Source organism: Streptomyces sp. SID5910 (assembly GCF_009862125.1).
Lineage (GTDB): Bacteria > Actinomycetota > Actinomycetes > Streptomycetales > Streptomycetaceae > Streptomyces.
Window position 1 is genome coordinate 1 of record NZ_WWHX01000437.1, and the last position, 11,070, is coordinate 11,070.

Consider the following 11,070-nt stretch of genomic DNA (forward strand, 5'->3'; position numbering starts at 1 on the left):
TGGCCCAGGCCGTGCGGACCGCCAACTGCCGCTCGGAGCGCAGCAGGGCGGCCAGCGCGGCCAGCACGATGCCGATGAGGACCAGCCCGCCGACCGTGCCGGGGCCGCCGGGGCTGGCGCCGAGCAGGTCGAGCGCGGAGGCGGCCGAGGAGCCGTACGCCAGGCCGGCCTCGTCGAAGAAGCCGAACGGGAGCAGCGACAGCGACCAGGGCGCGAGCACCAGCAGGGGCGTGCCCAGTTGGGCGAGGAGCCGCAGCCCGTACGCCGTGATGTCGCCGCGGCGCAGGACCAGGACGCCCACGCCGAGCAGCAGCGCGATGGGCCACACGACGGGTGTGAAGGCGGTGGTGACGGTCAGCAGCAGCGCGTACGCCCAGGTGGCGCGCCAGCTGCCGCGCGCACCGGACTGGCCGGTCAGGCCGGCGGCGGTGACGCCCGCGCGCGCGGCGAGCGGGAGCAGCACGGCGAGGACGGCGGTGCCGATGCGGCCGCCGGCGAGCGCGCCGGTGGCGGCGGGCAGGAAGGCGTAGGCGACGGCCGCCCACGCGCGCAGCAGCCGGGAGGGCACGAGCGGGCGGGACGCGAAGTACGCGGTGACGCCGGCGAGGGGCACCGAGCAGACCAGCAGCAGGGTGACGGCCAGGCCGGTGGAGCCCAGGAGGAGGGAGGCGAGCGTGGCGACGATCGCGAGGTAGGGCGGTGCGGAGGCGGTGCCGCCGGTGCCGACGGTGTGCCAGGCGTCCGCGTACCGCGACCACAGCTCGCCGGCGCCGCCGGGGGCGGGCAGCAGTGCGCCGCCGGCCAGCGCGCCGCCGCCGAGGAGTGCGCGGCAGGCGGCCAGGGAGACGAGCAGCAGCACCAGGAAGAGCACCGGGCCGGGTTTGCGGGCGACGCGCTTGAGGCGGGCGAACTGCTCGATCTCCAGGAAGTCGGCGTCGTCGCCGCCCGGTCCGGACTCGATGGCGCCGCCGTGCCGTCCGGCGCCCGCGGCGGCTTCGGCGTCGGAGGCGCCGAAGAGGTCACCCGCCACCTGCTCGACGGTGGCGCGGACGGTGGCGCCGGGGGGCGGGAACAGGGAGCGCAGTTCGTCCTTCTCGACCTGCGGGCGCCCGCGTTCGCGCCGGCCCGCGAGGATGCGCTCGGGCCGCAGCAGGACGCCCAGCAGGCCCCGGATCTCGTCGAGTGCCTGGCCGGGGACCTTGCCGACGAGATAGGCGAGGGTCCGCAGCAGGGTGCCGAGGACGAGGCGCAGCAGTACCCAGGGCAGGGCGGCGGTGCGGACGTTGACGAGGAGGGTGTGGACGGCGCCGGCCTTGTCCACCTTGTGCGGGGAGGCGGTGGTGCGCCCCGCGCAGTCGACGGCGCGGCGTTCCCGGGAGGCCGCCTCGGCGTGGCGTACGACCGCCTCCGGGGCGACCAGGACGCGCAGTCCGGCGGCGTGCGCGCGCCAGCACAGGTCGACGTCGTCGCGCATCAGGGGCAGCCGGCGGTCGAACCCGCCGAGCCGCTCGAAGACGTCACGCCGGATCAGCATGCCGGCGCTGGACACGGACAGGACGGACCGGACGTGGTCGTGCTGGCCCTGGTCCTGTTCGCGGCGGTCCAGGCCGGTCCAGCGGCGGCCGGAGTTGGCGATGGAGACGCCGACCTCCAGCAGTTGCCGGCGGTCGTACCAGCCGCGGAGTTTGGGGCCGACGACGGCGACGTCCTCGCGGCCGAGTTCGTACTCGTTGTCCACGACGCGCAGCAGCTGGGCCAGGGCGTCGGGTTCGGGGGCGCAGTCGTCGTGCAGCAGCCACAGCCACTGCACCGGGTCCCCGTGCGGAAGATCCGGCAGGTCGTAGGCGTCGTCGCGCCAGGTGCGCGTGACGGGGTCCCAGCCGCTGGGCCGCCGCAGGTACGCCAGCTCCTCGGGGGTGAGGAGCGGTGCGGTGCGGGCGGCCTCCTCGACGGCCTGGCCGAAGCCGGTGCGCCGGGCGAGGTGCAGCACGCGGTCGTCGCCGAGGGCCTCGGTGACCAGCCGGGCGGAGTCGTCGGCGCTGCCGGTGTCGGCGGCCACGGCGTACTGGACGGGGCGCTCCTGGCCGAGCAGCCCGGCGAGCGCGTCGGGCAGCCAGCGGGCTCCGTCGTGGGAGACGAGGACCGCGGTCACCACGTGGCGCGGGAACTCAGGTGCGGCAGCGAGGTCTTGCTGGGCTGCCGTGTGACTCTGCACGGACATCGAGGTACGGGCCCCGGTTCGGTGGACTGCGGTGGACGCCTGTGCAGCCTGGGGGCGGCGGGGCGTCTCGGACGAGCGACCACACTATCGGCTGGGCAGCAGAGCGGCCCGCCGCCTGTGGACAAGCCACGTGCGACGGGCCGTTCGCGACGTATGCGGATATGTGTCCGGACCGCATGCCGTGACGGGCGGTCAGACCGCGGCCTTCTTCAGGCGGCGGCGCTCCCGCTCGGACAGGCCGCCCCAGATGCCGAAACGCTCGTCGTTCGCGAGGGCGTACTCGAGGCACTCGGAGCGGACCTCGCAGGCGAGGCAGACCTTCTTGGCCTCCCGGGTGGAGCCGCCCTTCTCGGGGAAGAAGGACTCGGGGTCGGTCTGGGCGCACAGTGCGCGCTCCTGCCAGCCGAGCTCCTCGTCCGCGTCGTCGACCAGCAGTTGCTGCACCAGCTCGGTCATGTGCGCCCCTCGTCCGTCTTTCGCGTCCCCGTGATCCAGCCGTTATCGATTCCGGCTGAACGACACGAGTGAAATTACAAGTGTGCTGCTCCGGGCGAGTCAAGCCGAGATCTGCTATTGGGCCCCTTATTCACTCTGCAGAACCAAGGCCATGCAGAAAGTGTTCAAATCGCCATAAACCTTGGCATACCAACGAGGCCACAGGAGCGTCCGCCCCCGCACAGAGCCTGTACGGGGGAGGACGCCCCGGCGTTCGTTCTCGTTCCGACACACAAGCCGAAGCGAACCAGATCACAGTCGGATCACGGGATCGCAACGGGGGTTGTGCGCCCGGCTTGTGCCGCATGTGTCCCGGAACCCCTGAGAGCAAACCTTTCGCCTGCGACATGAACCGGATGAGGTGAAACACGTCCCACATCACGGGCATGAAGTTGACAGTGCCGGTGTGAGCCGCTGTCCTTGTGGGCATGCTCGCGAACTTGGCACTCGCCTCGACCCGCACCGCCGGGTCCCACGGTGCTGCCCGCGCTCGCTGTAGCTGTCGCCGCTGTTCCAGCTGTTGAGCCACCGCGCTCCGGCTGCCCCGGGTCCTCTCGACCCGGCTGTGTGATCCACGCCCCGGCCAGGGCGTTCTCCGCGTACCTCGCTCCGCACCGCACTCCGCCGCACCCCCCACTCTCCCGCCGAGGAACCACCGCACCCATGAACAGCGACAGCGACCTCCAGATCGCCGGCGACATCCTCGAAGTCCCCCACCTCCTCCAGGCACCGCGCGAGCACCCGGCCACCGTCGCCGAGTTCGCCGGACTGCTCCGCTCCCTCGCCGAGAACCGCTCCCAGTGGGAGCACCTCGTCCGCTACGACGCGACGACCCGCTGGTACCACCGGCTGCGCACCGGCCCCGGCTACGAGGTCTGGCTGCTGTCCTGGCTGCCGGGTCAGGGCAGCGGACGCCACGACCACGGCCCCTCCTCCGGCGTGTGGACGGTCCTGGACGGCACCCTGACCGAGCGCACGGAGCGCGGCACGCGCGCGCTGGGCGCGGGGGCGCAGAAGGTGTTCGCGCCGGGGTACGCGCACGAGGTGGTCAACGACACGCTGGAGCCGGCGGTCAGCCTGCACGTCTACTACCCGGGCCTCACCGAGATGCCCATGCACTCCGCGCGCTGCTCGGCTGTGACGACTGGCTGACGCAGTGTCGTACCGGCCTGCGAGGATGGGCGCATGCGCATTGTGGTTCTGGCAGGCGGCATCGGCGGTGCACGGTTCCTGCGTGGTCTGAAGCGGGCCGCGCCGGACGCGGACATCACGGTCATCGGCAACACCGGCGACGACATCCACCTCTTCGGGCTGAAGGTCTGCCCGGACCTCGACACGGTGATGTACACGCTCGGCGACGGCATCAACGAGGAGCAGGGCTGGGGGCGGGCCGACGAGACCTTCCACCTCAAGGAGGAACTCGCGGCCTACGGCGTGGGGCCGGAGTGGTTCGGTCTGGGCGACCGGGACTTCGCCACGCACATCGTGCGGACGCAGATGATCACCGCCGGGTATCCGCTCAGCGCGGTGACCGAGGCGCTGTGCGACCGCTGGAAGCCCGGCGTGCGTCTGATCCCGATGACCGACGACCGCGTGGAGACGCACGTGGCCGTCGAGCTGGACGGCGAGCGCAAGGCCGTCCACTTCCAGGAGTACTGGGTGCGGCTGCGGGCCTCGGTGCCCGCCGAGGCGGTCGTGCCGGTCGGCGCCGAGCAGGCGAAGCCGGCGCCCGGCGTCCTGGAGGCCATCGCCGAGGCGGACGTCATCCTCTTCCCTCCGTCAAACCCGGTCGTCTCGGTCGGCACGATCCTCGCCGTGCCCGGCATCCGGGAGGCGATCGCCGACGCCGGGGTGCCGGTGGTCGGCCTCTCCCCCATCGTCGGGGACGCGCCCGTGCGCGGGATGGCCGACAAGGTCCTCGCGGCGGTCGGCGTGGAGTCCACGGCGGCGGCGGTCGCCGAGCACTACGGCTCGGGCCTGCTCGACGGCTGGCTGGTCGACACGGTCGACGCGGACGCCGTGACACAGGTCAAGGCGGCCGGCATCCTCTGCCGGGCCGTGCCGCTGATGATGACCGACATCGACGCCACGGCGCAGATGGCCCGCGAGGCGCTGACGCTGGCGGAGGAGGTGCGTCAGGCGTGAGCGACGGTGCTCCCGGCTACCGGGTCCGCGCGGTCCCCGGCCTGCCCGAGGTGCAGCCCGGCGACGACCTGGCCAAGCTGATCGCGGCGGCCGAGCCCGGGCTGGCCGACGGGGACGTCCTCCTCGTCACCTCCAAAATCGTCTCCAAGGCGGAGGGCCGGATCGTGCGGGCCACCGACCGGGAGGCCGCGATCGACACCGAGACCGTGCGCGTGGTGGCCCGGCGCGGGGCGCTGCGGATCGTGGAGAACCGGCAGGGCCTGGTCATGGCGGCGGCCGGCGTCGACGCCTCGAACACCCCGTCCGGCACGGTGCTGCTGCTCCCGGAGGACCCGGACGCGTCCGCGCGGGCCCTCCGCGAGGGACTGCGGGACCTGCTGGGCGTCGACGTCGGCGTGGTCGTCACCGACACGTTCGGGCGGCCCTGGCGGGCCGGGCTGACGGACGTGGCGATCGGCGCCGCGGGCGTGCGGGTCCTCGACGACCTGCGCGGCGGCACGGACGCGCACGGCAATCCGCTCGGCGCCACCGTCGTCGCCACCGCCGACGAGCTCGCCGCCGCGGGCGACCTGGTCAAGGGCAAGGCCGCCGGGCTGCCCGTCGCCGTCGTCAGCGGACTCCCCCAGGTCGTGACCGGGGACGACGGCGAGGGGGCGCGGGCCATGGTGCGCGGCGCCCGCGACGACATGTTCCGGCTCGGCACGTCCGAGGCGGTGCGGCAGGCGGTCACCCAGCGGCGCACGGTACGGGCCTTCACGGACGAGCCTGTCGACCCCGGCGCCGTACGCCGGGCGGTGGCGGCGGCCGTGACCGCGCCGGCTCCGCATCACACGACGCCGTGGCGGTTCGTGCTGCTGGAGTCGGCCGAGTCCCGCACCCGGCTGCTGGACGCGATGCGGGACGCCTGGATCGCCGACCTCCGGCGGGACGGCAAGAGCGAGGAGTCCATCGCCAAGCGGGTGCGCCGCGGGGACGTGCTGCGCAACGCGCCGTACCTCGTCGTGCCCTGCCTGGTCATGGACGGCTCGCACACCTACGGGGACGCGCGGCGCGACGGGGCCGAGCGGGAGATGTTCGTGGTCGCCACCGGCGCGGGCGTGCAGAACCTGCTCGTCGCCCTCGCCGGGGAGCGGCTGGGCTCGGCGTGGGTGTCCTCGACGATGTTCTGCCGGGACGTCGTACGGGAGGTGCTGGGGCTGCCGGCGGACTGGGACCCGATGGGTGCGGTCGCGGTCGGCCACCCTGCCGAGGAGCCCCGGCCGCGGGGGGAGCGGGACGCGGGGGCGTTCATCGAGGTGCGGTGAGAAGTGCGGTGAGCTGGCCGGGCGAGGCTCTACCCTCGTAGGGGCTTCCGTAGGGTCTCCGGCCCCCCTTCTCTCAAGGACCTCATCCGTGGCAGGACGTTTCGCTCCCCGGCCCACGCGTACGACCGTGCGCGGCGGGGAGGCCGTCGTGCCCGCGGCGGGGATACCGGCGCCCCGGCAGGCCGTCGCTCCCGGGAAGGTACGGGTGTGGGTGCCGGACGGGCCGCTGGAGCTGGGGCTGGCCCTCGGGCCGCTGCGGCGCGGGCCGGGCGACCCGACCTTCCGGACGACACCGGACGGCTCGGTGTGGCGGGCCAGTCTCACGCCCGCCGGGCCGGGCACGCTGCGGGTCACCGCGCGCGGCGGTGAGGTGCGGGGCGAGGCCTGGGGGCCCGGGGCGGAGTGGCTGCTGGAGCAGCTGCCGGGGATGCTGGGCGCGGACGACGACCCGTCCGCGTTCGTGCCCCGGCACCGGCTGCTCGCCCACACCGCGCACCGGCGGCCCGGGCTGCGGCTGGGGCGGACGGGGCTGGTCCTCGAGTCGCTGATCCCGTCGATCCTGGAACAGAAGGTCACGACGCTGGAGGCGTACCAGGCGTGGCGGCTGCTCGTACGGAAGTACGGCGAGCCGGCGCCGGGGCCCGCGGCCGGGCGGATGTGGGTGATGCCGGCGGCGCGGACGTGGGCGCTGATCCCGTCCTGGGAGTGGCACCGGGCCGGGGTCGACAACAAGCGGGCCTCGACGATCCTGCGGACGGTGCGGGTCGCCGCGCGCATGGAGGAGGCGGCCGGGATGGAGCCGGCGGCGGCGCAGGCGCGGCTGGAGGTCGTGTCCGGGATCGGGCCGTGGACGTCGGCGGAGACCGTGCAGCGCAGTCATGGCGCGGCGGATGCGGTGACCGTGGGGGATCTGCATCTGCCGGGGATCGTGGGGTTCGCGCTGGGCGGGGACCGGGATGCGGACGATGCGGGGATGCTGCGCTTGCTGGAGCCGTATGCGGGGCAGCGGCATCGGGCGGCTCGGCTGGTGTTGTTGAGTGGGCGGGTGCCGGGGAGGCGGGCGCCGCGGATGGCTCCGCGGGGGATTGAGCGGTTGTAGCTGGTCCGGCGTTTCCGTGGGTGTGCGGCGGGAGTGGGTCGCGTGGGCCGGCGTTGGGGGGTGCCCGGTGCTGGGGCGGGGCAGGTGGGTCGTGTGGCCCGGCGCTGCCGGGTGCCCGGTGCTGGGGCGGGGCAGGTGGGTCGCGTGGCCCGGCGCTGCGGGGTGCCGCTGCGCCCACCCGTGCCGCCCCAGCGGCACTGCTGCCCGCAGCTAAGGCGGCCTAGGTGTCTGAGGAGAAGCGGAGGGAGGCTGGGGGTATGTGGGCGTTGCACCAGACTCGGACTCCTGCGCGGAGTTCGTTGTCGGCGCCGATGATCGCGTCGTCGCCGATGACCGTGTCCGTGAGGACCGAGCGGGTGCCGACGCGGGCGCGGGTGCCGATGAGGGAGTCGGTGATGACGGCGCCCGGCTCGATGACCGCGCCCGGCAGGATCGTGCTGCCGAAGACGCGCGCCCCCTCCGCGACGAAGGCGCCCTCGCCCACCACCGTGCCGCCGGTCAGCTTGGCGTCGGGCGCGACGGTGGCCGTGGGCAGGATCAGGCGGTCGCCGCAGCGGCCCGGCACCGCCGGGGACGGGGCGCGGCCGAGGACCAGGTCGGCCGAACCGCGCACGAAGGCCGCCGGGGTGCCGAGGTCCAGCCAGTAGGTGGAGTCGACCATGCCCTGGAGGTGCGCTCCGGTGGCGAGGAGTTCCGGGAAGGTCTCCCGTTCGACCGAGACCGGGCGGCCCGCCGGGATGGTGTCGATGACCGAACGGCGGAAGACGTACGCCCCCGCGTTGATCTGGTCGGTGACGATCTCCTCCGGCGTCTGCGGCTTCTCCAGGAACGCCAGGACCCGGCCCGTGTCGTCCGTGGGGACCAGGCCGTACGCCCTCGGGTCCGTCACCTTCGTCAGGTGCAGGGAGACGTCCGCGCCCGTCGTCTCGTGGGTGCGCACGAGGGCGCGGATGTCCAGGCCCGTCAGGATGTCGCCGTTGAAGATGAGCACCGGCTCGTCGGGGCCCGAGTGCAGCCGGGACGCCACGTTGCGGATCGCGCCGCCGGTGCCGAGCGGCTCCTCCTCGGTGACGTACTCGAGGTGGAGGCCCAGCGACGAGCCGTCCCCGAAGTACGGCTCGAAGACCTCCGCCAGGTAACTCGTCGCGAGGACGATGTGCTCGACGCCCGCCGCCTTCGCCCGCGCCAGCTGATGCGTGAGGAACGGCACGCCGGCCGCCCGCACCATGGGCTTCGGGGTGTGCACCGTGAGCGGGCGCAGCCGTGTGCCCTTACCGCCGACCAGGAGGATCGCTTCTGTCACCTGTCGTCTCTGCTTCCTGCCGGGACCGGCCGAACTGTCTTTCGGCCGGCCAGTGTATGCAGACCGTTCCATGGCGCCTTCGATGGCCGTGCGGTGTGGCGTCCTCAGCGGCCCTGGTACTTCGCCGCCGAGGAACGGGCCGAGCCGAGCTTCTTGTAGAGCTGTGTGCCGGGGCAGCTCGTGGAGAAGCCGTCGCGGTGACCCGAGATGACGTTCAGTCGTACGTTCTTGCCTTTTCGGTAGAGATTGCCACCGCCGGACTTCAGGTATGTCTTGCCGCGCGGATTCACGCCGTAGAGGCCGAGCTTCCACGCGGTGAGCCGGGCGACGGCCTTGACGGCGGCGGACGACGGCTTCTTCGAGCCGTAGGTGCCGAGGACCGCGATTCCCATGCTGTTGGAGTTGAAGCCCATGGTGTGGGCACCCAGCACCGGCTTCGACACTCCCCCGGCCCGGCCCTCGTAGATCTTTCCGCACTTGTCGACGAGGAAGTTGTAGCCGATGTCCCGCCAGCGCATGCTCTTGACGTGGTAGCGGTAGATACCGCGAATGACTGACGGGGCCTGCGAGCAGCGGTAGTTGTTGCCGGTGGCCGAGTGGTGCACGAAGGCCGCCTTGACCTTCTTCGTGTACACGAACTTCTTCTCGCGCAGCTTCTCGTCCGCGCCCCAGCCGCGGCGCGTGGTGATGCCCGGGCGCGGACCGACGTACGGCTTGGCCTTCTGCTGTTCCGTCAGGGTGCCGAGGGTGAGGGCCTCCTTCTCGGTCTGGAGCCGGCTCAGCGCGGGGATCTCGGTGGCGCCGAGGGGGGCGAGGGCGGCGTTGGCGGCGGAGGCGTCGAGGCCCTCGACGGACGCGAAGACCTCGGCGGACTCGGTGGATCCGAGGGCCTCGGCGGCCGCGGCGGCGTCGACGGGTTCGGCGGGCTCGACGGCCTCGGTGGTTCCGGGGGGCAGGGCGGTGGTGCGGGGGCCCTTGGCGGGGGACGCCGTGTCGGTGGCGGGTTGCGGTGGGGTGCCTTCGCCGGGGTCGACGAGTTCGAGGCGCATGCCGGTGGGGAGCGGTGTCGTGGCGGGGGCGGTGGTGTCGTTCTCGTCCGCCGCGCGGACCCGTACCTCCACACCGTCAGAGTCGCCCACCCACAGCGGTGCGGTGGCGCCGCGCACCCCGCCCGACGCGCCCTCGGCGGTGCCCGGGTCGGCGGCGTGGTCGGCGTTGTGCGTCTCCAGGTCCTGCCAGTCGGACCAGGCGCCGGTTTCGGTGGCGCGGGTGCGGATCTGGACGCGGCCGTGCAGTGCGGTCGCCGGGTCGTCCCAGACGACGCCGACCAGGGAGAAGCGCCGTGTGTCCCGGCGCGGGACGCCCTGTACGGCGATGCCGGGGGCGGTGGAGGCGCGGTCGCCGGTGAGGGGCGCGAGTGGCAGCGACTGGGTGCTGCCGGGGACGTACGCCCCGGCCGGTGTCCGGTCCGGTGCCGATGCCGGTGCCGCTCTTCCGGTGGCCGCCGTCGCCGTCGCGGGTGCGGCGGTGAGCGGGAGGGCCAGGGCGGCCGCGCAGGTGACGCCTATGGAGGAAGTGAGGAATCCATGCATGCCCCTGATCCTGGACACGACTGGACAAACCTGTCCATACGGGATGTGACGGGTCGTAGGGTTTTTCGCCCGATCCGGTGGTGGTGATGTGCCCCGTCCGCCCGGGGCGCGCCTTCGGGCCCGCGTACGCTTGCGCGGGTGAACGCGACCGACCGCACCCCTGCCGACCTGCTGACTTCCGCGCTCGCCGCGGACCCGGGACGCCCCCTGGTGACCTTCTACGACGACGCCACCGGCGAACGCGTCGAACTCTCCGTCGCCACCTTCGCCAATTGGGTGGCCAAGACCGCGAATCTGCTCCAGGACGAGCTGTCCGTCGAACCCGGTGACCGGGTCGCGCTGCTGCTGCCCGCGCACTGGCAGACGGCGGTGTGGCTGCTGGCGTGCGCGTCGGTGGGGGTCGTCGCCGACGTGGCCGGTGACCCGGCGGCGGCGGACGTGGTGGTGAGCGGGCCGGAGCCGGAGTCGCTTCAGGCGGCGCGGGCGTGCTCGGGGCCGCGGATCGCGCTGGCGCTGCGGCCGCTCGGGGGGCGGTTCGTGCCTGCCCCGCCGGAGGGCTTCGCCGATTACGCGGTGGAGGTGCCGGGGCAGGGGGACCGGTTCGTGCCGTACGCGCCGGTGGATCCGGAGGCGGCGGCGCTGATCGTGGCCGGGCGGGAGTTCAGCGGGGCGGAGGTGGTGGAGCGGGCTCGGGCGGAGGCGGCGGAGCTGGGGTTGACGGGGCCGGGGGCGCGGATTCTGTCGGGGTTGCCGTATGACACGTGGGAGGGGTTGAACGCGGGGTTGTACGGGGCGTTGGCCTCGGGAGGGTCGGTGGTGTTGTGCCGGCATCTGGAGCGGGCGGGGGACGGTGTGGTGGATCAGCGGATTGAGGCGGAGCGGGTTTCGGTTACGGCGCGGTGAGTATTTCG

The 11,070-nt window shown here is 73.4% G+C and carries 9 protein-coding genes; 5 read left to right on the top strand and 4 right to left on the bottom strand.

The features are described 5' to 3' along the window. Positions 1-2,221: glycosyltransferase family 2 protein (locus GTW67_RS15345; protein WP_161165380.1), on the bottom strand; the 2,221-nt coding region annotated here is incomplete at its 3' end. A 192-nt stretch (positions 2,222-2,413) separates the two neighbouring features. After that, on the bottom strand, positions 2,414-2,677 hold the full coding sequence (locus tag GTW67_RS15350) for a WhiB family transcriptional regulator (RefSeq protein WP_003975777.1): 264 nt from the start codon (positions 2,675-2,677) through the stop codon (positions 2,414-2,416). A gap of 702 nt (positions 2,678-3,379) precedes the next feature. Between GTW67_RS15350 and GTW67_RS15355 the strand changes: the two genes are divergently transcribed. The 4 genes from GTW67_RS15355 (at position 3,380) to GTW67_RS15370 (ending at position 7,264) form a co-directional block, all read left to right on the top strand. Further along, a complete protein-coding gene (locus GTW67_RS15355; protein WP_161165381.1) occupies positions 3,380-3,868 on the top strand; it encodes a cysteine dioxygenase in 489 nt (162 codons plus the stop codon). 33 nt (positions 3,869-3,901) lie between these two features. Beyond that, positions 3,902-4,861, top strand: a complete 960-nt coding sequence (gene cofD / locus GTW67_RS15360; RefSeq protein WP_161165382.1) for a 2-phospho-L-lactate transferase — start codon at positions 3,902-3,904, stop codon at positions 4,859-4,861. Next, positions 4,858-6,165, top strand: coding sequence for a coenzyme F420-0:L-glutamate ligase (locus GTW67_RS15365; RefSeq protein WP_161165383.1), 1,308 nt, complete (start codon positions 4,858-4,860; stop codon positions 6,163-6,165). The genes cofD and GTW67_RS15365 overlap by 4 nt, the downstream gene beginning before the upstream one ends. Before the next feature lie 88 nt (positions 6,166-6,253). Beyond that, positions 6,254-7,264, top strand: a complete 1,011-nt coding sequence (locus GTW67_RS15370; protein ID WP_161165384.1) for a DNA glycosylase family protein — start codon at positions 6,254-6,256, stop codon at positions 7,262-7,264. A gap of 220 nt (positions 7,265-7,484) precedes the next feature. Here the strand turns inward: GTW67_RS15370 and manB are convergent, their stop codons facing one another. Both manB and GTW67_RS15380 read right to left on the bottom strand, forming a co-directional pair. Beyond that, complete coding sequence (manB, locus tag GTW67_RS15375) at positions 7,485-8,567, bottom strand: mannose-1-phosphate guanylyltransferase (RefSeq protein ID WP_161163082.1); 1,083 nt, start codon at positions 8,565-8,567, stop codon at positions 7,485-7,487. Positions 8,568-8,671: 104 nt separating this feature from the next. Next, on the bottom strand, positions 8,672-10,159 hold the full coding sequence (locus tag GTW67_RS15380) for a peptidoglycan recognition protein family protein (protein WP_161163083.1): 1,488 nt from the start codon (positions 10,157-10,159) through the stop codon (positions 8,672-8,674). 138 nt (positions 10,160-10,297) lie between these two features. Between GTW67_RS15380 and GTW67_RS15385 the strand changes: the two genes are divergently transcribed. Further along, positions 10,298-11,062: a TIGR03089 family protein gene (locus GTW67_RS15385; protein ID WP_161163084.1), complete on the top strand. Its 765-nt coding sequence runs from the start codon at positions 10,298-10,300 to the stop codon at positions 11,060-11,062. The last annotated feature ends 8 nt before the right edge of the window (positions 11,063-11,070 follow it).

Coding starts and splice junctions, on each gene's coding strand:
- GTW67_RS15350 (WP_003975777.1), bottom strand. CDS start 2,677: ATGACCGAGCTGGTGCAGCAACTGCTGGTCGACGACGCGGACGAGGAG.
- GTW67_RS15355 (WP_161165381.1), top strand. CDS start 3,380: ATGAACAGCGACAGCGACCTCCAGATCGCCGGCGACATCCTCGAAGTC.
- cofD (WP_161165382.1), top strand. CDS start 3,902: ATGCGCATTGTGGTTCTGGCAGGCGGCATCGGCGGTGCACGGTTCCTG.
- GTW67_RS15380 (WP_161163083.1), bottom strand. CDS start 10,159: ATGCATGGATTCCTCACTTCCTCCATAGGCGTCACCTGCGCGGCCGCC.